At 62.4% G+C, this 21,114-nt stretch carries 20 protein-coding genes and 1 pseudogene; 12 read left to right on the top strand and 9 right to left on the bottom strand.

The genetic code is table 11. The features are described from left to right. Nucleotides 1-24 precede the first annotated feature (24 nt). From GJ672_RS05205 to GJ672_RS05165, 9 genes and pseudogenes are all read left to right on the top strand, one after another. On the top strand, nt 25-918 hold the full coding sequence (locus tag GJ672_RS05205; RefSeq protein WP_154296211.1) for a hypothetical protein: 894 nt from the start codon (nt 25-27) through the stop codon (nt 916-918). Nucleotides 919-1,127: 209 nt separating this feature from the next. Next, the gene (locus tag GJ672_RS05200; RefSeq protein ID WP_154296210.1) at nt 1,128-1,688 is read left to right on the top strand and encodes an ANTAR domain-containing response regulator; all 561 of its coding nucleotides are present in this window, start codon (nt 1,128-1,130) and stop codon (nt 1,686-1,688) included. Between the two features lie 146 nt (nt 1,689-1,834). Continuing rightward, a complete protein-coding gene (locus GJ672_RS05195) occupies nt 1,835-3,235 on the top strand; it encodes a CmpA/NrtA family ABC transporter substrate-binding protein (RefSeq protein WP_154296209.1) in 1,401 nt (466 codons plus the stop codon). Nucleotides 3,236-3,237: 2 nt separating this feature from the next. After that, the gene (gene ntrB / locus GJ672_RS05190) at nt 3,238-4,083 is read left to right on the top strand and encodes a nitrate ABC transporter permease (RefSeq protein WP_195759574.1); all 846 of its coding nucleotides are present in this window, start codon (nt 3,238-3,240) and stop codon (nt 4,081-4,083) included. Nucleotides 4,084-4,089: 6 nt separating this feature from the next. Further along, nucleotides 4,090-4,893 (top strand): annotated as a pseudogene (locus GJ672_RS05185) (ABC transporter ATP-binding protein); the annotation flags it as partial. 26 nt (nt 4,894-4,919) lie between these two features. After that, entirely contained in the window at nt 4,920-5,363 is a 444-nt protein-coding gene (gene cynS, locus GJ672_RS05180; protein ID WP_154296206.1) for a cyanase, read from the top strand. A 69-nt stretch (nt 5,364-5,432) separates the two neighbouring features. Continuing rightward, nucleotides 5,433-7,193, top strand: coding sequence for an ABC transporter transmembrane domain-containing protein (locus GJ672_RS05175; protein ID WP_154296205.1), 1,761 nt, complete (start codon nt 5,433-5,435; stop codon nt 7,191-7,193). Nucleotides 7,194-7,269: 76 nt separating this feature from the next. Further along, complete coding sequence (gene fabI, locus GJ672_RS05170; protein WP_154296204.1) at nt 7,270-8,058, top strand: enoyl-ACP reductase FabI; 789 nt, start codon at nt 7,270-7,272, stop codon at nt 8,056-8,058. Nucleotides 8,059-8,085: 27 nt separating this feature from the next. Then, the gene (locus GJ672_RS05165) at nt 8,086-9,531 is read left to right on the top strand and encodes a bifunctional enoyl-CoA hydratase/phosphate acetyltransferase (protein WP_229381800.1); all 1,446 of its coding nucleotides are present in this window, start codon (nt 8,086-8,088) and stop codon (nt 9,529-9,531) included. On the opposite strand, the gene GJ672_RS05160 is transcribed toward GJ672_RS05165, so the two are convergent. Further along, on the bottom strand, nt 9,532-9,819 hold the full coding sequence (locus GJ672_RS05160; protein ID WP_154296203.1) for a ribbon-helix-helix domain-containing protein: 288 nt from the start codon (nt 9,817-9,819) through the stop codon (nt 9,532-9,534). A gap of 148 nt (nt 9,820-9,967) precedes the next feature. Between GJ672_RS05160 and GJ672_RS05155 the strand changes: the two genes are divergently transcribed. From GJ672_RS05155 to gloA, 3 genes are all read left to right on the top strand, one after another. Next, nucleotides 9,968-10,525: a twin-arginine translocation signal domain-containing protein gene (locus GJ672_RS05155; protein ID WP_154296202.1), complete on the top strand. Its 558-nt coding sequence runs from the start codon at nt 9,968-9,970 to the stop codon at nt 10,523-10,525. Nucleotides 10,526-10,542: 17 nt separating this feature from the next. Further along, nucleotides 10,543-12,126 carry a GMC family oxidoreductase gene (locus GJ672_RS05150; RefSeq protein ID WP_154296201.1) on the top strand — a complete coding sequence of 528 codons (1,584 nt, stop codon included), beginning with the start codon at nt 10,543-10,545 and terminating at the stop codon, nt 12,124-12,126. Nucleotides 12,127-12,201: 75 nt separating this feature from the next. Then, nucleotides 12,202-12,738: a lactoylglutathione lyase gene (gene gloA, locus GJ672_RS05145; protein WP_154296200.1), complete on the top strand. Its 537-nt coding sequence runs from the start codon at nt 12,202-12,204 to the stop codon at nt 12,736-12,738. Between the two features lies 1 nt (nt 12,739). Here gloA and GJ672_RS05140 read toward each other — a convergent pair whose 3' ends face one another. The 8 genes from GJ672_RS05140 to GJ672_RS05105 form a co-directional block, all read right to left on the bottom strand. Then, nucleotides 12,740-13,636, bottom strand: coding sequence for a YihY/virulence factor BrkB family protein (locus GJ672_RS05140; protein WP_154297040.1), 897 nt, complete (start codon nt 13,634-13,636; stop codon nt 12,740-12,742). A 79-nt stretch (nt 13,637-13,715) separates the two neighbouring features. Then, entirely contained in the window at nt 13,716-14,672 is a 957-nt protein-coding gene (locus GJ672_RS05135) for a metallophosphatase family protein (RefSeq protein ID WP_154296199.1), read from the bottom strand. Next, the gene (locus tag GJ672_RS05130) at nt 14,669-16,048 is read right to left on the bottom strand and encodes a sodium:proline symporter (protein ID WP_154297039.1); all 1,380 of its coding nucleotides are present in this window, start codon (nt 16,046-16,048) and stop codon (nt 14,669-14,671) included. Before GJ672_RS05130 ends, GJ672_RS05135 begins: the two co-directional genes overlap by 4 nt. 31 nt (nt 16,049-16,079) lie before the next feature. Beyond that, nucleotides 16,080-17,303, bottom strand: coding sequence for a bifunctional alpha/beta hydrolase/OsmC family protein (locus GJ672_RS05125; protein WP_154296198.1), 1,224 nt, complete (start codon nt 17,301-17,303; stop codon nt 16,080-16,082). Continuing rightward, complete coding sequence (locus GJ672_RS05120) at nt 17,303-18,265, bottom strand: radical SAM protein (protein ID WP_154296197.1); 963 nt, start codon at nt 18,263-18,265, stop codon at nt 17,303-17,305. The genes GJ672_RS05125 and GJ672_RS05120 overlap by 1 nt, the downstream gene beginning before the upstream one ends. Nucleotides 18,266-18,268: 3 nt before the next feature. Then, nucleotides 18,269-18,970 carry a TVP38/TMEM64 family protein gene (locus tag GJ672_RS05115; RefSeq protein WP_229381799.1) on the bottom strand — a complete coding sequence of 234 codons (702 nt, stop codon included), beginning with the start codon at nt 18,968-18,970 and terminating at the stop codon, nt 18,269-18,271. Continuing rightward, nucleotides 18,967-20,400 (bottom strand): NAD(P)/FAD-dependent oxidoreductase, encoded by a 1,434-nt coding sequence (locus GJ672_RS05110; RefSeq protein ID WP_154296195.1) that lies wholly within the window; start codon nt 20,398-20,400, stop codon nt 18,967-18,969. Before GJ672_RS05110 ends, GJ672_RS05115 begins: the two co-directional genes overlap by 4 nt. Continuing rightward, the gene (locus GJ672_RS05105; RefSeq protein ID WP_229381798.1) at nt 20,390-21,070 is read right to left on the bottom strand and encodes a DUF3047 domain-containing protein; all 681 of its coding nucleotides are present in this window, start codon (nt 21,068-21,070) and stop codon (nt 20,390-20,392) included. Before GJ672_RS05105 ends, GJ672_RS05110 begins: the two co-directional genes overlap by 11 nt. Nucleotides 21,071-21,114 lie beyond the last annotated feature (44 nt).

Here is a 21,114-nt window from a genome sequence, read left to right as displayed (position 1 = left end):
CCCGCAGGACTCGAGTTTTTTAGCATGGTACCGTCGGGAATGATGTTCGACGAACTCGCAGATCTGCTGGCCAGAGAGCCGGAGATGCAGGTGGAGGCCGATGGTGAAGGCCTTCAGATCACCAGCCGCCATACCCTCACCCGAGTCGAGGCGGCCTCCGTGGACGGTATCGGCGACGACATCGGCGAGCGCTTTGACAGCGTGGTGGTGCGCACCGAGTTGCGGGGCAATCTGGCCATGCCCTCATCGCCGCGCATACGCTCCCACCGATTGAATGTCGCCAGTGCCGTGGGGGCCATCCAGGCGCCACGGCCGGGGGCACGTCGTGAAATGGTGATCGGCAGCCGGATCTGTGTGGACCGCGAGGTGCCCTGGCACCCCACCGGCCGTGATCTGGTGCGCCTGGCGGTGACCGAGGCCGGAGCGACCCGGGTTGATGAGACCCGGGCGGTGGCCCGTCATCTGGAGCGGGCCGGGATCGGGGTGTGGCGCAATGGTGTGCAGAGCATTGCCGGTGTCGAGCCGGATCGCTGGCGGGTGGTGCGGCGGGCCCCGGACGCGCTGACGGCACAGCCGCTGGGTGGGCCCGAGCTGCGAGGAGTGACGGTGTCCTTAACGTTGGGCAGCCGATCCCCGGCAGGGCGGGGCCTGCACTACATGTTGCGGTTACCACGAACGTTTACCGACGCGGATGAGTTGGCCGCGGTGTGCGATGCGTTGAACACCCAGGAAATGCTGGCGGCGACCGGCTCACCGCATATCGGGGCCTGGTCCGCCACCGAGGAAGGTGGCTGTCGGTATCAGATCAGCGTACCGGCCCGTCTCGGGCGGCGGCTCCAGGACCTGCCCCGTCAACTACTGGAAGGATCCGGCGGGCGGGCCACGGCGGCAATGCAGTTGAGCTGGGCAAATTTCTAGCCTTTAACTCCCGCCGCGCAGCACCTTCAGAGTGGTGCAGCAGCTGGATTTTTTGCGCCATCCTGGTGCACTTCTTTCAGGAAAACTCCAGTACTGAAAGCCCCCGGGTTGCGGGAGCGGGCCTTCGCCGCGTTAGCATTAAATTTCGCAATGACCGGCATGCATGTTGCTAGATACCTATGTCACACCCCGCAAGTTAGGGATGGGCCATGCGCGTACTGGTGATTCAAGCCGCCGAACCGTCTGACTCGCTGATGGTTTCCGGACTCGAGAATGCGGGCTACGAAGTCATCGTCGCCGACGACAGCAGTGTGGCGGTCACCGCCGCCATGGATCGGAACGTGCCGGATGTGGTGATTATCGATTCGGGATCCGCGCAGCGCGACATGATCGAGGACGCGGCGCACCGGATGCGCCCTTTCACACAGCCCGTGATTGTTCTGGACAGCTCCGGCGCCGAAAAACCGACACCGGCTCTCTCCCAGCTCGGCTTGAGTGTTTACGCGCGCGAGCATGTATCGCCGCCCACGCTTGGCGCCATTATCGAGGCGAGTGTTTCCCAATATTCCGCCAATCAGGAGCTCCTGAACCAGCTTGGTGCAGCGCGGCAGCAGGTGGAGGAGGAACGGGTGATTGCTCGCGCCAAGGCACTGCTGGTGGAAAAGCGTGGCATGGGAGAAGCAGAAGCCCATAAGTGGTTGAGAAAGAACGCCATGGAGCATAATCGCCGCTTGTTCGATATCGCGGAAATCGTCCTTCGGAACATCTAGGCACAACTTTTGCAGCGCCATTAGTGCGCATCGGTGGCTGTCCTCAGCCGCCACCTAATGGCGGGGTGATGCGCAGGGGGATTTGATGTTTTGGCAAAGACGCCGATCAGCATTCGCTGACGGCGTTTTTTTGTGGAGAAACCGCGATGAGTAACAAGTCTCTTGACGATCCGTTCAATCCGGACGCTGACCTGCGGCACGGCGCTGGGTGCACCTGTAGCACCTGTCAGCATGGGCATCACCATGACCCGGCTGGCGAGCCTTCCGTGCAGAACCTTCCAGAGCGGGATTACGAGGCCACGGTCGACCGCGCCATTGAAAGCGCGGTGGTTCGCGCCATGTTTGGCCATAACGATATGTCCCGCCGGCGTTTCATGCAGGCGGTCGGTGGCGGAACTTTTGCCGCAGCTCTGGCTTCGGTTTTTCCGCTGGACGCGGCCAAAGCCATGCTGAAGGACAATCTTGGACCACCGGAGAAGGCGGATCTAAGTGTCGGCTTCGTGCCCATCACCTGTGCCACACCCATCATCATGGCTCACCCCCTGGGCTTCTATGAGCGCTACGGTCTGAATGTCGAGGTGATCAAGACCGCTGGCTGGGCAGTGGCTCGCGACATGTCTCTCAGCGGGGAATATGACGCTGCGCACATGCTGACTCCGATGCCATTGGCTATCACGCTGGGAGCTGGGTCCACCGCCGAACCCTGGCTGATGCCCGCCGTTGAAAACATCAACGGGCAAGCCATCACGCTGCACAACGACCATCAGGACAAGCGGGACCCATCTCAGTGGAAGGGCATGACCTTCGCTGTGCCGTTCGATTACTCAATGCATAACTTCCTGCTTCGGTATTACGTCGCAGAGCATGGACTGGATCCGGATCAGGACATCCAGATTCGGGTGCTGCCTCCACCGGAAATGGTGGCGAACCTACGGGCGGGTAACGTCGATGGCTATCTGGCACCGGATCCGTTCAATCAGCGGGCGGTCTGGGATGGTGTGGGCTTTATCCACATGCTGACCCGGGATCTCTGGGACGGGCATCCTTGCTGTGCATTCGCCATCGGGCAGCGGTTTGCCCAAGAGCATCCCAACACCTTCGGTGCATTGTTCAAGGCCATTGTCGACGCCACCAATTATGCCTCCAACCCGGAGAACCGTTCGGAAATTGCCACGGCTATTTCGCCAAGGGCGTATCTGAACCAGCCGGAGGCGGTGGTGAATCAGGTGCTTACCGGTCGGTTCGCGGATGGGCTCGGCAACGTGCAGGACGTGCCGGAGCGCATCGATTTCGATCCCTTCCCCTGGCATTCCATGGCGGTCTGGATCCTCACGCAGATGAAGCGCTGGGGTTACATCGACGGCGACATTGACTACAACCAGGTCGCCGAACAGGTGTACCTGGCCACTGACTGTCGCCGGGTCATGAATGATCTCGGGTATGAAGCCCCGGATCGCACCTATCGGACTCACTTCATCATGGGTAAGGAATTTGACCCGTCCCGCCCAACGGAATACGTGGAAAGCTTTCCAATCAGGAGATCGTGACTTTGATCCAATCGGACAACATCAAGGCGCTGATCGTCGGCCTCATTATATTGATTGTTGCCCTCGGGCTCTGGGAGTCGGCCACCCGTGTGGCCGACTCGGGGTCCCAGGGTGAGCTCTCGGAGTACGAGATGATGACCGGCGGCGGTTCGGAAACGGCCGGCGCGGGGATTCCTCCCCCGTCGGATGTTATTGCCAGGGCAGTGCAGGAACTGTCGGATCCTTTCTATGACAACGGGCCGAACGATAAGGGTATTGGCACCCAGTTGGCGTACTCCGTCGCGAGGGTGCTGGCCGGTTATTCATTTGCCGTCATCCTCGCCGTGCCCTTGGGGTTCCTGATCGGGATGTCGCCCATCTTCCAGAAGGCACTGAATCCCTATATTCAGATACTGCGTCCTATATCGCCGCTGGCGTGGATGCCGTTGGCGCTGTTCATCATTCAGGACAGTATTGCATCGGCAGTATTCGTCATCTTTATTTGCTCGGTCTGGCCGATTCTCACCAACACGGCGTTTGGCGTGGCGGGTGTCAGCCAAGATCTGCGTAACGTCGCAAAGACGCTGCAGCTCTCCCCCGGACGGACGGCATTTTCGGTGATTCTGCCAGCTGCCGCGCCGACGATCCTGACCGGCATGCGCATTGCCATAGGCATCTCGTGGCTGGTGATTGTCGCCGCAGAAATGCTGGTCGGCGGTACGGGCATCGGCTACTACGTCTGGAATGAGTGGAATAACCTGGATCTCACCAGCGTCATCTTTTCGATTCTGATGATTGGCCTGGTCGGCATGGTCCTCGACACCATTCTCGCATCCGCCACCCGCGCAGCATCTTATAAAGGAGCCTGACCTGGCATGTCAGCCCGTTCTATTCTCTACACGGAAACCCTGTCGAAAACCTTTCCCGGTGTCCGAGGCGGTGCTCCGCTAACGGTATTCGAAGACGTTGATATCGATCTTCAGACCAACGAGTTCGTCTGCATGATCGGGCACTCGGGCTGCGGAAAGTCGACGATTCTTAACCTGCTTGCCGGGCTGGATACGCCCAGCACCGGCAATATCTTCATGAATGGACGTGAGGTGGCGGGGCCAAGCCTCGATCGTGGGGTCATCTTTCAGAACCATAGTCTGCTGCCATGGAAGAGTGCGCTGGGCAATATCATGTTTGCGACGCGGGCTCGCTGGCCTGGCTGGAGCCGGCAAAAGGTCCGAAACCATGCCCTCCAGTACCTGGAATTGGTAGGGCTGGAATCCGCCGCTCACCGTCGCCCCGCGGAACTGTCCGGCGGGATGAGGCAGCGGGTGGGCATAGCCCGTGCGTTTGCCATTCAACCGGAAATGCTGCTCATGGATGAGCCTTTCGGTGCCCTTGATGCGCTGACCCGCGGCACTATTCAGGACGAGCTCATCAGAATCTGGAGCGAGTCTCAGCAGACGGTGTTCATGATTACCCACGACGTGGATGAAGCCATGCTGTTGTCGGACCGCATTCTCTTGATGACCAATGGCCCGAATGCCCGGATCGCAGAATCGGTCAAGGTTGATATCCCGCGTCCACGGGAGCGGGAAAATATCATCCGTCACCCACGCTACTACGAAATTCGTAACCATTTAATGGACTTTCTTGTGCGGCGCTCTCATGAGCTCAGCCTATCCGCCTAACCCTTAAAGACCTGGAGTTATCAATGACAAAAGACGAAATGCGCGAGCAGATTCTGTCAGCGAAAAAGGCCAACAAGGTCAGCTGGGAGCAGTTGGGAGACAGCACCGGCCTGTCCCCGGTCTTTCTCTGCTCCGCCTGCCTCGGTGAAAACAGCATGACACCGGAGGATGCCAAGGCGCTGGCTGGTGTTCTGGGCCTCGAGCCGGGGGTAGCGGAAGCCCTTGCCGACTACCCGGACAAGGGGCAGCGGTACGAAACCATGGTGTCGGATCCTCTCGTCTACCGCCTGAATGAAATTGTGATGGTCTATGGGGAGACCCTCAAGGAAGTCATTCAGGAGAAGTTTGGCGACGGCATCATGAGCGCAATCGATTTCACCATGGATGTGGAGAAGGTAGAGGATCCGAAGGGTGATCGCGTCAAGATCACCATGAACGGAAAATTCCTGCCTTATAAGCGCTGGTAGCGACAGAATCGCGGAAGTCTGACGGGCCAGCATGGCGCGTCAGACGTTCGGTGTTACCCTCTGGAGGGCATGCAGAAACTCTCCGGACTGGCCCGTCTCGCCAGCTACCTGAAGCCCTATTGGCCGCAGGCCCTCATGGCTGGCACGGCATTGCTGGTCGCCGCCGGCAGCGTGCTGGCTATTGGCCAGGGCCTGCGGCTTCTGATTGACGAGGGGTTTGCCTCCCGCTCGCCCGGCACCCTGGATCGCATGCTGCTGCTCACCACTGGGGTTGTGGTCATTCTGGCAGCGGCATCCGCCCTGCGGTTTTTCTTTATTACCTGGATTGGCGAGCGCATTGCCGCAGATCTACGGCGGGACGTGTTCAATCGGTTGCTGGCGCTGGAGCCGGAGTTCTACACCCGCAATGGCGTTGGCGAGATTCAATCCCGCATGACCACCGACACCGCGCTACTGCAGAGCATGCTCGGGTCGACGTTCTCGATGGCGCTGCGCAATGCATTGATGCTGGCAGGCGCCCTGATCATGCTGGTGGTCACCAGCCCCGGGCTGACGGCTCTGGTCATTATTGGGATCCCGGTGGTGATCGCGCCGATGTTTTTCTACGGCCGGCGAGTGCGTCGGCTCTCGAGGCTCAGTCAGGACCGGATCGCCGACGTGGGCAGTTATGCCGGTGAAGCACTGGGCGGAATCGAAACCGTTCAGGCATTTGTCCACGAGCCGGTGGATCGGCGGGATTTCTCGGTGCGGGTTGAAGAGGCGTTTCACACCGCCGTCAGGCGTATCCGTCAGCGCGCCGGCCTCAACGCCGTGGTGTTGCTGCTCGCATTCACTGGCGTCGCGCTGATTCTCTGGCGAGGCGGTCATGCGGTCCTGGCCGGGGACATGAGCGCCGGTGAGCTTTCCGCCTTTGTTTTTTATGCGGTGTTGGCGGCCGGTGCGGTGGGCGTGCTCTCGGAGGTGGCGGGCGAAGTATTCCGGGCTTCTGGGGCCGCGGAACGACTGTTTGAGCTGCTGGATGCCGAGGCCGCCATTGCTCCGCCTGCAGTCCCCATTGCCCTGCCGGATCCGCCCCGGGGTGAGCTGCGGTTGCAGGGAGTCACCTATGCCTATCCCAGTCGCCCGGAGGCGCCGGCACTGCGGGGCCTGGATCTGACCGTGCGAAGCGGAGAAACGCTGGCGCTGGTGGGGCCATCCGGAGCTGGCAAAAGTACCCTCATTTCGCTGCTGCTGCGCTTCGCCGACCCCCAGTCCGGCCGCATTCAACTGGATGGTGTCGACCTGCGCGACGCGGATCCGGCGGAAATCCGCGCCCGGGCGGCGTTGGTGGCCCAGTCCCCGGTGCTATTTACCGGCACGGTTCGCAGCAACATCCGGTTTGGTGACCCGCAGGCCACTGATGAGGCGATTGAGGCCGCCGCCCGGGCGGCCAATTGCGGGGATTTTGTCGCGGCCCTGCCGGAGGGGTTTGACACCTGGGTCGGCCCCGGTGGCGTGCAGCTCTCGGGGGGTCAGCGCCAACGCCTGGCCATCGCCCGAGCGATTCTGCGGGATCCGGCGGTGCTGTTGCTGGACGAGGCCACCAGCAGCCTGGATGCCGAGAGCGAGCGGCAGGTACAGTCCGCCCTGGAGCGGCTGCTGCAGGGTCGTACCAGTGTGGTGATTGCCCATCGACTGGCGACGGTGATGCACGCCGACCGTATCGCGGTGCTGGAGGACGGACAGCTGCGGGCGGTGGGCACCCATGGCGCGCTGCTGGAGCAGGATGCCCTGTACGCCCATCTGGCCGCATTGCAGTTTCGGGAGCCGGCCGCCGCGCTTTCCGCCTGAGGGATTTGCTGCGTTGCAATACCTGTCGCTTTCTGGTTAGTGTGCACTGCAACATACCGCAAGACGGGAGTCGCAGATGGCAGCGCCGGGAACGGATTCGCCATTTTCACTGAAAAACCGCGTTGGAATCGTACTCGGCCTGGCTAACCAGCAGAGTATTGCTTATGGCTGCGCCCGGGCGTTCAACGCCTTGGGGGCGGAGCAGATCGTCACCTACGCCTCGGAAAAGGCCGAGCGTCATGTTTCGCCACTGGCGCCGGACCTCGGTGATCCCGAGCTCCGGCTTTGTGATGTGCAGGACCCGGATTCGGTCCAGGCCCTGTTTGACCGGGCCCGGGAGCGCTGGGGACGAGTGGATTTCGTGGTCCATTCCGTGGCTTTCGCGCCCCTGGAGGACCTGCATGGACGCCTGGTGGACTCTTCGATAGAAGGTTTCAACCTGGCCATGGATGTCTCCTGTCATTCATTTGTTAGATTGGCCCGCGCCGCAGAGCCTTTGATGGGTGATGGCGGCTCATTGCTGTGCATGAGCTATGACGGCGCCAATCGGGTGATCCCCAATTACAGCCTGATGGGGCCGGTCAAGGCGGCGCTGGAGAGTGTCACCCGTTATCTGGCAGCCGAGCTGGGCCCCGCGGGGGTTCGGGTGAATGCGGTTTCCCCCGGTCCAATTCATACCCGCGCGGCCTCGGGGCTGAAGGATTTCGATGAGCTGGCCGAGAAAGCCGCCTCCCGGTCGCCATTGCGCCGTCTGGCCAGCATCGATGATGTCGGGCATACGGCCGCCTGGCTGGTGTCGGACGCCGGCGCTGGGGTCACCGCTGGTGTTCACTATGTGGACGCCGGGGATCATGTCATTGGCTGAGGTCATTCAATCGGCTGGAGGTTCGTCATGACCGTAACCCGGGGCATGCCGCGAAATACTCAGCTCATCGAAAACCGGACCTTCGATGAGATCAGCGAAGGGGATACCGCCACCCTCGAAAAACGCCTGACCATGGAGGACATCAAGCTGTTCGCCGTGATGTCCGGCGACGTCAATCCGGCCCATGTGGACGAGGACTTCGCCCGCAGTAGTCGCTTCAATGAGTTGATTGCCCACGGTATGTGGGGCGGGGCGCTCATCTCCACGGTGTTGGGGACCAAACTGCCCGGTCCCGGCACCATCTATCTGGGGCAGACCCTGCGGTTTCGAGGACCAGTCACTCTCGGTGACCGGGTCTCGGTAACGGTCACGGTCAAGGAAAAGCTGCCCGAGAAGGGCCATATCATTTTTACCTGTGAGTGCCTGAACCAGGACGGCACGGTGGTGCTGGACGGAGAGGCCCGGGTACTGGCTCCCACCGAAAAAATCAGTCGACCGCGAAAGCCCATGCCCAGTGTCCGCCTGGCGGAGCGGGGACGACTGGCCGAAATGCTGGCCAATGGGGAGCATCAGGCGCCGGTCACGGCGGCGGTGGTTCACCCGGTGAATGCGGAAACGCTGCGCTCGGTGGTGGAAGCTGCCCGGTTGAATCTGATCGAGCCCTACCTGGTGGGACCCCAGGCGCGCATCCGCGAGGCCGCGGAAGAGGCCGAAGTGGACATTGAGGGCTACGAGCTCATCAATGCCCAGCACAGCCATGCCGCGGCCGAGGGCGCGGCAGAAATCGCGGCCTCCGGCGATGTTCAGATGATCATCAAGGGAGCACTGCCCCGGGATGAAGTGCTGCATGCCGTCATGCGCCGGGAGACCGGGTTGCGGACCGAACGGGTGCCGAGTCACGTAATGGCCTTTGACGTTCCCACCTATCCGCGTCCGCTATTGATCTCGGATCCGCAGATCAATATTCACCCGAGCCTCTATGACAAGTGCGACATCGTTCGCAACGCCATTGATCTGGCCCACGCCCTGGAGATCGAGACGCCCCGGGTGGCGCTGTTGTCCTCATCCGAGACCATTGACCCGAACCTGCCGTCGACACTGGACGCGGCGGCGGTCTGCAAAATGGCGGATCGCGGGCAGATCAAAGGCGCGCTGCTGGACGGGCCCATGGCCTTTGACGTCGCAATTTCAGCGGCCAGCGCCCAGGCTCGCCACATCGACTCCCAGGTGGCGGGGCGGGCAGACATTTTGGTGGCCCCGGATCTCGAAGCCGCCAGTCTGCTGGTCAAGCAGCTCGGGCATCTGGCGGATGCTCGGGGCGCCGGCCTGTTAATGGGTCTGAGAGTGCCGGTGGTGATGAGTGACCGGGCAGACGATGTGCCCACCCGGGTCACGGGGATCGGGCTCGCCCGCCGGTTTCTCGATTATGCGGATGAGTCCGGGCGGTCGGAGTTGGCCAGGGCCATGGCGTGACTAGATCGCCACTGCCGATGGCGGATTCTGTCGCCGTTCGATGTAGCGGGCACAGCAGACCCTCAATAAAGACGCCAGATTGTGCACTTCGCCTTGGCGGGCGAGCACCTCATCATGAATTTCGCTGATGAACTGGGGCACGGACAGCCCCTGGCTGGCGCTCAGTTCTTCAAGGATGGTCCAGAACTCGTTCTCCAGGCGAACACTGGTGACGAAACCATGCAGTCGAACCGACCGGGTAGTGGACTCGTAAAGATTCCTCGGAGTCGATGAATAGACTTCGCACATGGTCCTCTCTCCTCCCCGTTGTGACGGTTTGTTAATGATTTTTTAAAGTAGTACCACGCTACTACCCATCCGGCAATGGCCCCTCCTATGGTTAATGACAGGATCCGGCAACGAATCGGATCCCCATCATTGAGAGGAGAGTGCCATCATGTTGGAACAGAAACTGAGCCGTCGAGGCTTCCTGAAAGGGAGTGGCTCAACACTGATGGGAACGCTGGCTTTGACCAGTATGCCCATCGCCATCCTGGCGCCGTCCCGCGCCTGGTCGCTGGAGCTGGAGAGCCTCAATGCCCATCAGGGCGAGGTGCTGCTGCGCCTGACGCGTCATATCTTCCCCCACGATACGCTGGAAGATGCCGTCTATGCCCTGGTGGTGAAGGATCTGGATGCCAACGCGGCTGATCCTGCCATCGCGGCGACCCTGCAGGACGGCATCGAGCATCTGGATAACCGCGCTGGCGGTAACTGGCTGGAACTTAGCGAAGAAGACCAGCTCATGCATGTCCGCGCCATCGCCGGCGGGGATCTGTTCTCCCACGTCCACTCCACTGCGGTGGTGTCGCTGTATAACAACGAAATGGCCTTCCGGCACTTCGGTTACGGCGGTGAGCTCGGCGATCCGGGCTATCTCTACCGTGGCTTCAATGACCTGACCTGGCTGCCCGAACCGCCACTGGTGGACAGCGGCCCGATTCCTGGCGCCTAAGTGGAGGAGGCAGAACAATGAGTTACGACAATCAGAATACATTCGCCCTGGATGACGACAGTGTGGTGGTGATCATCGGGTCCGGCGCCGGCGGCGGGACCCTGGCTCGCGAGCTGACCCGCAAGGGCATCGATGTGGTGATGCTGGAAGCGGGCAAGCTGCATCAGCGGGGCGACTTCCTCGCGGATGAGTGGGCCTCCTTTGGTCAGCTGGCGTGGCTGGACAACCGCACCACGGCTGGCACCTGGCGGGTGGCCCGGGATTTCCCCAACCTGCCGTCCTGGATCGTCAAGGCGGTGGGCGGCAGCACCACCCACTGGGCGGGAGCCAGCCTCCGCTTCCAGCCCCATGAGTTCAAGGTACGGACCGAATACGGTCAGGTGGATGGCGCCAACCTGCTGGACTGGCCCATCGGCTATGATGACCTGGCGCCGTATTACGCCCGTGCTGAAGACAAGATGGGGGTAACCCGGACCGGCGGACGGCCGGGCCTGCCCGGCAACAACAACTTTAAAGTCATGCACGCCGGGGCCAAGGCACTGGGTTACGAGCGCTGCCATACCGGCAACATGGCCATTAATAGTGTTGCCAGGGACGGCCGGGCGGCCTGTGCCCAGCGGGGCTTCTGCTTCCAGGGCTGTGCCACGGGTGCGAAGTGGTCAACGCTCTACACCGAAATTCCCATGGCCCTTTCTACGGGCCGGGCGGAAATTCGGCCGGAAGCTCACGTGGCCCGGATTGAGCATGACAGTGCCGGTCATGTGAATGCGGTGGTGTACTTCGATGCCAACGGCGACGAGCAGCGTCAGCGGGCCCGGGCCGTGGCGGTGGCCGGCAACTCCATCGAGTCGCCGCGGATGCTGTTGAACTCGGCCTCAAACCTGTTCCCGGATGGCTTGGCCAATACCTCCGGCCAGGTGGGGCGCAATTACATGCGCCACATGACCGGGTCGGTGTACGCGACCTTCGAAGAACCGGTGCACATGTACAAGGGCACCACCATGGCCGGCATTATTGAGGACGAGTCCATCAATGATCCGTCCCGGGGCTTCGTGGGCGGCTACGAGATGGAAACCCTGTCGCTCGGCCTGCCGTTCATGGCGGCGTTCCTCAATCCGGGGGGCTGGGGACGGGATTTCACCGCCGCCATGGACCAGTATGCACACATGGCCGGCATGTGGCTGGTGGGTGAGGATATGCCCCAGGAGCGCAACCGGATTACGCTGGACGCCAATGCCAGGGACCAGTACGGCATGCCGGTGGCCAATGTCCACTTCGACGATCACCCCAACGACCGGGCCATGCGCAACCACGCCTTCAAGCAGGGCGAGGCCGTGTATCGGGCCGCGGGGGCGAAGGACGTCTATCGGACACCACCGTACCCGTCTACCCATAACATGGGCACCTGTCGCATGAGTGCCGACGCGCGGGACGGGGTGTGTAACGCGTTCGGACAGACCCACGACATCGACAATCTGTTTATCTCGGATGGCAGCCAGTTCACCACGGGAGCGGCGGAGAACCCGACGCTGACCATCGTGGCTCTGGCAATCCGTCAGGCTGAGTACATTGCAGAGCAGATGTCGCAGCGGGCAATCTAATCGTAGCCTCAGCACCGCCCGGTTCGCTGGGCGGTGTTTTTTTTTGGCCATCCCAACAACCGGAGATCGCTAACCATGGCATTTACCACCGAGCAGCACCCTGGGGTTGTCAACCAGCCCGCCGAGGTCACCCGGGGCTTCACCCTTAACCACAGCATGATGCGAATCAAGGACCCGGAGCGCTCGCTGGCGTTTTATACCGGCGTGCTGGGCATGCGGGTGCTGCGGCGACTGGACTTCCAGGAACTGAATTTTTCGCTCTATTTCCTGCAATGCCCGCAGGAAGGCGCCGAGCCGCCGGAGGACGCGGGTGAGCGGACGGTCTGGACATTCTCTCAGCGCGGTCTGCTGGAGCTCACGCATAACTGGGGCAGCGAGGATGACCCGGAGCTGAAGTTCCACGACGGCAATTCCGAACCCCAGGGCTTTGGGCACATCTGCATCGCCGTGCCCGATCTGGATGCCGCCGTGGCCTGGTTTGACGAGAATGAGGTCGAGTTCATCAAGCGCCCCGAGCAGGGCAAGCTGCCGGATGTCGCTTTCATCCGCGACCCGGATGGTTACTGGATCGAGGTGATCGAACCGGCCCGTCTGCCGGATCTCGGTCGCTGATTCAGGGCGCCGGCACCCGGCGGCCGCGGTGGTGGTCGCCGGTTTCGTGTTCGTGGAGGGCTCTCGTGAGGGCGGCTCCCAGGAGAATGATCAGCGCCGAGCCATAGACCCACAGCAGCAGGACCACTAGTGAGCCGGCGGCTCCATAGGCAGAGGCCGGTGCCATCAGCGTGATGTAGGTGGCCATCAGGGCGCGCCCGGGCATGAAGAGCAGGGCGGTGACCAGCGCCGCCGGCAGTACATGACGCCAGGCCGGGGCCACATTGGGCAGAAACCGAAAGATGGCCGCCAGAAAAACCGCCACCAGGGCCACGCTGGCCACTGGCTCCAGCTTGGCGGCCAGGGACAGGTCGAAGGGAAGCCACTCTCCGGCGAATTGCGCCAGCGCGCGAATGGCGACGGTAGAGATTACCGAGGCCAGTAGCAGCAACCCGAATGCGCCAACCAGCAGCAGGGACAGCAGCCGGTTGATCAGCAGCCGGACGACACGGCGCTTGCCTCGGGGGAGGGGCACTTCCCAAAGCGCATTCAGAGCCCGCTGTAGCTGGGCAAACAGCGCGGTCGCGCCCACCACCATGGCGCCAATACCCGCCAGAGTCGGAAGCCAGCCGGCCTCCTGAATGCGGGCATCGGCGATGATCTGGCTGAGCATCTGCGCAGCCTCCGCGCCGATGGCCATTTCCACCTGGGCCACCAGCCGGGTTTCCGCCACGTCGGGGCCGATGATGAGTCCCAGGGCGGCAACCGCCAGGATCATGATGGGTGCCACCGAGAACAGGGTGTAAAACGCCAGCGCGGCGGCATTTCCCAGCGGGTTGTGGTTCACCCAGAGTTTCAACGCGGTCAGCGCGATGGCCGGGGTCTCGTAGAGAACAGGAATCAGGCGCCGGATCTGCATGGTGCTTTGGACGTCTGGAGGAGTGCTTGGGTTTCCGCTGAATTGCTGGATGTCAGCGCCCCCCTGCCTGACGAACCCTTCACCGTGATCGATCGGCTTGCGAGGGTTCATGGGCCGGTCCCCCCCGAAAGCGGGAATGGTAGGAACGGTCCGCGGGAGAACCTGCCGGCCAAAGCCGGGCGAGCCATTCGAGACATTCGGCGACTGGCCACTCCACGCTCACCGCATCACAGTAAACACCGCCCAGGCGGGTGCCATACACGGGTTCAAAGGGTGAGGGGTGAAGACTGATGCGACTGATGAGCCCGCGGGGATCCTGCTGGAAATTGGGCATGCCGGCGGCGCCGTTGTTCATGACCAACCGGCGCTGGCTATCCACGAAGAAATCCTGCAGATAGGCGACGCAGGTGTGGCTGCCGGCCAGTACATCGACTTGAGCGCATTGGAACCAGGTCTGCAGACGGGGCGTGATCGACCCCGGTGATGGCATCTGCTCAAGGGCAAGTCCCCAGCCTGCCACTGATTCCGGGTCACCATGGACCACGCCGATCCGACAGTCTCCCACTTGAACTCGCCTCTGAAGGGGGAGCCGTTGCAGTTGGTCGGACAGCCCCGGTGTGCAGGCCGCGACGCTTTGCAGCCGTTGCATGATCTGATTGGATCGCTCGACCACCGCGTCATCCACCCATGCCGGGTAGGCACAACCGCAGCCAGCGTCCTCGGAAGGGCGTGCCAACTCGAGCTCCACGTTTCCGGCGGTGGGGTGGTGGGCAAGAATCGCATCCGTGATTCGTTGCATGGCGGCGGATTCGGCATTCAGCCAGTGGAAGTCCCCGTTGAAAACCAACGAGGGCTCCGGCAACCCTTTTTGCCGTTCTTCGTGGGCCATTTCCAGAATCCGAGCCAGTGCCAGCTCGTTGCCGTAAAGGCCGCCGATGAAGTAAGCGGTTTCTGTCTCCAGAACCGGCGCCGTTTTGAGCCCATCCGGACTGGTTCGGTAAGCCAGAGGGCAGGTACGGCCCATGGCACTGCTCATGATGGGGTGTTATCGCTGCGCGGTTGCAGGGCCATGGCAAATGAGGACAGGCCAACCACCAGCACCACCACGGTGATGAGGAGCAGTTTGGCGTAATCGTGCTCCAGGCCACTGATACTGCCGATGAGTTGGCTGTATCCCGATGTTTCGACAAAGTAGGCTGCTGCCCCACCGACCGCCGCAGCGAATGTTACGAAGAAACACCAGGGTCGAACCCTGCGCTCGGCAAAAATGCAGAAGATAATGACGGGGGTCAGAAACAGCGATGCGGTCCCACTGACGGCCACCGCAGCAAACAGGTCGTCGGTGCCAAACAGCACCAGCAACAATCCGCCCACGGCGAAGCAGAGCATGGCCAGGCGGCCGTTGCGGGCGGTGGCCTCCCCAAGCTCCATGTCGACCACTGCCAGCTTGGAGGCGCTGGAAAAGGCCGAATCCAGCGTGGAGGCCGCTGAAATGAAAAGGGCCAGTCCCAGCAGGAGCATCGCCGGTGTGCCGAGCAGGCGTGCCAGCGTCGCAATCAGCTCCTCCTCGCCCTGACGATGCAGTCCGGCGAAAACCCCGAGGAAGCCGAATGCGAGGATGCACAGGCTGGAAATCCAGAAAGCGTGCAAGAAACTTTGCCGGGTGCTGGAGCGATCAGCCAGAAAACCGCGATCCATCATCACCGGGTCGTGCATCGGGTAGCTGAGGACCTGGAGTAGGGCGACCACCAGCAGGATCCAGCCGGGGCTGTTGGTGGCGCTACTCTCCAGCAGTGCGCTGGCCTCGAAGAACGGGTGGACAAACATCATGGCCGTCAGTCCGATCAGCAGGACGCCCAGCAGCGTCATCTGCCACAGATCGGTACGCAGTGACGCCCGCAACCCTCCGGTCATTGAGTAGGCGAGGGTCACCAGTGCCACGGTAATAATGGCCAGGTTATAGCCTACGGAGCCGGCGGCCCCGAAGACGATACCAACCACCAGGAGGTTGGCGAACACCTCGGTCAGCAGGCGCATGGAAATCAACAGATTGAAGCAACCGGTCCCGAGGCGCCCGAAATGATGGGCCACGAAGGTCTGGATGTTGGTGACGCCGTGGCGGTAGCGAAGCCGATCGACAATCAGCCAGCCGGTTAGAAAGGAGCCATAGTAAGCCGTATAGGCCAGTGCGCCGGCGATTCCAAAAAAATAACCAAGGATCCCGGCATTCAGGAGCGATCGTGCGAATATCCAGGTGGTGACCTGAGAAAGTGTGAGGGTGACAACATCCGGAGCTTGTCCAGTGTTGCTGGATCCGCGGAAAAAGCCATCGGCGGTACGCACGCGTGGTGAGACCAGCACGCTCACGGCGGCCAGGAGGATCAAAGCGCCAATCAGCGCCGGAAGGGGCATTCCCTGCAAGGGTTTCGGTCCTTTGCCGTTGTTAGTCGTCCGCTAGACGGGTCTCAATGATGATCTCGGATTCCAGCGTTCGGTGCACTGGACACTTGTCGGCGATTTCCAGGAGTTGCTGGCGCTCCTCACTGCTGAGGTCGCCCGCCAGATGGATCTGGCGCTGGAAGACATCGACATGGGCACCGCTTTCACCACAGCTCTCGCAGTCCGTGCGGTGCTCTTTGTTATGAGTGACATCGGTGAAGACGTGCTCCAGAGGCAGGTTCTTGCGGCGGGCAACCATGCGGATGGTCATGCTGGTGCAGGCACCCAGGCCGGCGGCCACCAGCTGGTAGGGAGACGGCCCCTTGTCGCTGCCGCCCATACTGGCGGGCTCATCGGCGGTGAGCATGTGGCGACCGGCAATGTTGATATCCTGACGGAAGCCCCGGGGGCTGACCTCGGATACTCGGGTGGTGCCCTCCGGCGCACTGACCGGCGGCTCCTCGGCGGCCAGGTCCAGATAACGGGTTGCCCAGGCGCCAATCACGTCGGCGGCATACTCGGCGTCCTCGCCCCGCGTGATCAGGTGATCGGCGTCATCCAGGGTGATGAAGCTTTTCGGGTGCTTCGCCCCCTGAAAGAGGTCCGCCGCGTTGTCGATCCCCACGATGGTGTCTCGGGGTGAGTGCAGCACCAGGAGGGCGGCATTGAGGCGGTTTAAGGCCTCATCCAGCCGGCTCCCGGCGATGTCCTCGATGAACTGGCGTCGGATGGTGAACGGGCGGCCGGCCAGCTCCACCTCGGCCTCTCCGGCCTCCCGGATGGTCTCAATCTGGTCGGAAAAGTTTTTCGAGACATGCTCGGGGTCAGACGGGGCGCCGATGGTAACCACCGCCCGCACGCCTTCAAGATCCGGCGCCGCCTTGATCACCGCGGCACCCCCCAGCGAATGGCCGATCAGCAGCTGCGGCGCTGAGACGGTTTCGGCCAGATGGGCCGCCGCCAGTCGCAGATCCTCGACATTCGAGGTGAAATTGGTGTTTGCGAACTCTCCCTCTGAATGCCCCAGACCGGTGAAGTCAAACCGCAGAACGGCAATGCCCTGGGCGGCAAGCCGGCTGGCAATGCGACGGGCCGCCGGGATGTCCTTGGAGCAGGTGAAGCAGTGAGCAAACAGAGCCGTCGCCCGGGTCGGGCCATCGGGCAGATCCAGCCGGGCGTTCAGCGTGTGGCCATCGTGGCCGGTGAATGAGATCTTCTGAATACCCATCAGCCGCTGCAACTCGCACCGCCCAGCACGCAGAACTGCGCACAATGGGGATGGTTCAGTGAAACGGTCTGTTGCGCCTCGCGGAGGGTATGCCCCAGCTCGAAGCGCTGATCGTAGGGCAGCAGGGTGCAGGCGATCACACTCGGGCGCTCCATGCCTTTGCGCTTGACGATCATCCTCGAGCTGGAGCACATCATGTTATCCGGATGGGTGCCCACCTTGTCCCAGCAGGCGGTGGTGATTTCCGGTGCGTCCAGGCGGGCGTCCATTTCGGGGAACAGCACCAGCTTATCCGGCGCCCGGGCATCCAACCGAATCCCCCGTTCCCCGAACAGCGCCGCGTAACCGCTGCGCATGGTGTGCTCATCATCGCCGGCAAACAGCCGTCCGGCGATATCGATGTTGAAGCCATTGTGGGTCAGCCAGCGCAGTCCCTCAATCACGGGCTCGAAGGTGTCGGCGCCCCGCTCGTACTCGTGCCATTCTGCATCAAAGTGGTCGATAGACACCCGCAGGGTGAGCTGGTCGCCGTGGGCATCCCGAAGCGCTTCCAGGCCGCGGCGGACACGGGGGCGCATCATGGGCCGGGTTGCATTGGTGAGCAGCAGCACGTCAAAGCCGCGCTCCAGAGTGGTTTGCAGGATGAGGAGCATCTCGGGGTTCAGGAACGGCTCGCCGCCGGTGAAGCCGATGGTGTGGGTGCCAAGCGCCTGCTCCTGAATCTCGTCGAGGTAATCCACCACCTCGTCATGGCGGATGTATTCCAGGCGATCATTGCTCGGGGACGATTCGATGTAGCAATTGCGGCATTCCAGGTTGCACAGCGTCCCGGTGTTGATCCACAGGGTCTCGAGTTTTTTGAGTTTCACGGTGGCCCGGGGCTCGCCGTCGGCGGTGACCGCGGGGTCGCGGAATTTGACGGGATCCAGAAAATAAGCGGTTTGAGCGGCCGGCTGGTTCATGGGTCAGTGTGTCTCCTTGTCCGAATCGGTTTTCGGTTCATTGCCTTCGCCGGGGATGCTTCCCCGCACGCTGCGAATCAGTCGCGGAACAAAGGCCAGTACAGCAATGAGCCCGATCGCAATCATCACACTCTGGAATACATTGCCGTCCCCTGCAATTGCCTGACGCCCGGCGTGACCCACCCATACATAGCCGAACACCGCCGGTGCCATGGCGATCAGCGAAGTCAGGCAATAGGTGAGAAAACGGACGCGGGTCAGACCAAGGGCGTAGTTAAGCAGGTTGAAGGGGACCAGCGGCACCAGCCGCACCAGCGCGACAAACCGCCAACCCTCCGCGTCGATGCCCTGTTGCAGCTTTTCCAGACGCGGGCCAGTGCGGCGGGCAACCCAGTCGGCAAGGCCATGGCGAGCGGCCAGAAAGGCGAGCGCCGCCCCGAGGTTGGCGCCCAGTACGCTATAGACCGTTCCCCACAGGGGACCGAAAAGCGCGCCACCGGTCACGGTAAATATCATCCCCGGCAGAAAAGCCACCGCCCCCAGGGCATAGCTGCCCACAAAGGCCACGCCGGCCCACGGCCCCAGATCTTCGAGCCAGCCCGTCACCGCCTGGCGGTCGATGTCGTCACGGATCAGCAGGCCGCCGGCAATCAGCGCCAGCACCACCGCCAGGATGGCCCAGCGCAGCCACTGGCGTTGTGTCACGGAAGCAGTCGGTGAATCCATTTCACGAGTCGGCGAGTCCGCGACGAAAAGAGTTGCGGGGCATAGTAAGACCCCGCCGCCCGTTTGCTGATCTGCGCCAGGGTGGGGTAGGCGTGTACCAGGCCGGCCAGCCGGTGCAGCGGCACCTTCTCGGCAATGGCCAGCGCCAGTTCGTGAATGATCTCTCCCGCATGGGGTGCCAGCAGGCTGGCCCCGATGATGCGGCCTTTGCGAACCAGCAGCCGGAGTTCGCCGGTGGTCGCCCCCTCGGCGATGGCGCGGTCCACCTCGGCCAGGGGGAAGGTGACGAGTTGGTGGTCGATGCCCGCCTCCTCCGCCGCTTTGCGAGTCATGCCCACGTGGGCGAGTTCCGGGTCGGTGTAGGTCACCCAGGGCACGGCCCGATAGTCCGCCCGGCGCGGCCACCGGAAGATGGCGTTGCTGATGATGATGCTGGCTTGATACTCCGCCATGTGGGTAAACGGAAACGGGCCGGTGCAGTCCCCCACCGCATAAATATGGCGCCGGCTGGTACGCAGTCGCCGGTCGACGATCAGCGCGCCTTTCCGGTCGCGTTCCAGCCCCGCGGCTTCGGGATTGATGCCGTCCGTGTTCGGTTGCCGACCGGCCGCCACCAGCACCCGGTCGAAACGCGCCTCGGCAGCATCCGTTCCGGAATCGGCCTGCAGGGTGAGGACGGCCTGATCACCTTCCGGGCGGGCTGACACCACGGAGGTATTGAGCCGGATTGCTACGCCCTCCGCCACCAGATGCTCCCGCAATTGCCGAGTCAGCACGGGGTCGTCCTGGGGCAGGAGCTCGGCCCCCGCTTCGATCAGCGTGACGGCACTGCCGAGTCGGGCGAAGGCCTGCGCCAGCTCGCAGCCAATGGGCCCGCCGCCGATGACCGCCAGACGGCCGGGCAGGGCGCGCTGATCGAACACCGTCTCGTTGGTGAGGTAGGGCACCGAGTCCAGACCCGCAATGGGCGGTATGGCGGGCCGGGAGCCGGTGGCAATTACGAATCGGCGGCCGCGGATTGAGCGGCCCTTGACCGAAACGGTATGCGGGTCGCGGAACTGCGCCTCGCCAAACAACACGTCAATGCCGTAGCCACGAAACCGCTCCGGGTCGTCGTGATGCTGAATGCGTTCAATCACGGCTCTTACTCGGTCCGTGACGGCGCCCAGGTCGGTGGGGCCAACTTCGGCGTCAATGCCAAAGTCGCGAGCCTGGCGCGCGGCGTGGGCAATGCTGGCGCTGCGAATCAGCGTCTTGCTTGGCACACAGCCGTGGTGGAGACAGTCCCCGCCCAGCGCGTTGTCCCGCTCGATGAGCACCACATCCAGTCCCAGCTGACCCGCCACGCTGGCGGTGACCAGCCCGCCGACGCCGCCACCGATGATCACCAGATCATGCTCATTGCTCATTCAGGGCTGACTCCGGTAACAGTCTTATCTCGCCGTAGTGGACTTCCGCGCGTTCGTTGGTGTCATCACAGTCGGTCATCAGGGCGATGGCATCAATCTGATCGACAGAGCGGTCATGAAACTGCTGGAAATCCTCGCGCAGATTGCGGCGATGAACCTGCCACCCGGCCTCATTCGCGTCTTCATCGCCACCGGCATCGTCCACCGCCAGCATGTGGGCCTGGCTGGCATACGCATTCGGCCAGTCCTCCCCCACAGCGACCCGGGTTGAGGAGACATAGTTCAATGCGCGGGTGCGCCAGCGCAGCACGCTGTGCTCGTCTACGGCATACAGTCGGGCGGCGTAATCATCGCCGGCCCGGGTCATCGGGTCGCCGACGGAGATGGGATCGAGAATTCGCCAGCGCCACTCGATGACCGGAGTCCGGGTCAGATCGATGGGCTCCCGGTAGAAAAGTCCCGAGGCGGTGGCGTCATCGCAGACCGCTTCCACCGCCTCGCCATCCGCCGTATTAATCAAACGATAACGGGTTTCACCGGAAAAACGGTGCGGGTCCCAAGTCTCTATGTCAGCGGGAGCGAAGCGAATTTCCTCTGCATCTGCGCCACTGTGCGAGTTTGCAAAGGCGGCGATGCCGATGACGGCGATCATGGCGATTCGACCTTTCATGAACGTCATCATGAAGGGCGATACCATCCATCACAACCGCGTAT

The sequence above is a fragment of the Spiribacter sp. 2438 genome (assembly GCF_009676705.1).
Classification (GTDB): Bacteria; Pseudomonadota; Gammaproteobacteria; order Nitrococcales; family Nitrococcaceae; genus Spiribacter.
The sequence above is the reverse complement of the archived record's forward strand: the minus strand, read 5'-3'. Positions and strand labels throughout refer to the sequence as shown.